At 38.7% G+C, this 568-nt stretch carries 1 pseudogene; it reads left to right on the top strand.

Annotated elements, in window-relative coordinates:
• Positions 1–568, top strand: a pseudogene (gene tnpC, locus CDO51_RS14835) (IS66 family transposase); the annotation flags it as partial.

The following is a 568-nucleotide window of genomic DNA, read 5'->3' as shown; positions in this document are numbered from 1 at the left end:
GAATTAAAAATCGTTCCTGCCAAGGCCAAGGTATTAAAGCACATTAAGTATGTTTACAGCTGCAGAAAATGCGATAAAGAAAATACTACTACACCAGTGAAAACAGCACCTATTCCGAATCCTGTGATTTCTGGCAGTTTAGCTTCACCTTCTTCTGTAGCTTACATAATGACTCAAAAATACCTGGAAGCACAGCCACTTTACCGTCAAGAACAAAATCTATCCCGTTTAGGTATTAAATTGTCACGTCAGACAATGGCTAACTGGATGATCAAACTGCAAATGATTGGCTCACTCCTTTGTACAACAGATTGCATGAACTACTTTTAAATCACAAAACCCTACATGCTGATGAGACTACTCTACAAGTTTTAAAAGAAGATGGTAGAAAAGCCAGTAGTAAATCTTTCCTCTGGCTTTACCGTACTGGTAAAGAAGCTAGCCCGATAGTGCTCTATGACTATCAGACAACTAGAGCCAGTAAGCATCCCATTAAATTTTTAAAAGGGTTTAAAGGGTATCTCCATGTTGATGGTTACCCCGGTTACAACGACATACCAAATGTTAG

It is taken from the genome of Natranaerobius trueperi (assembly GCF_002216005.1).
Classification (GTDB): domain Bacteria; phylum Bacillota; class Natranaerobiia; order Natranaerobiales; family Natranaerobiaceae; genus Natranaerobius_A; species Natranaerobius_A trueperi.
The sequence above is the reverse complement of the archived record's forward strand: the minus strand, read 5'-3'. Positions and strand labels throughout refer to the sequence as shown.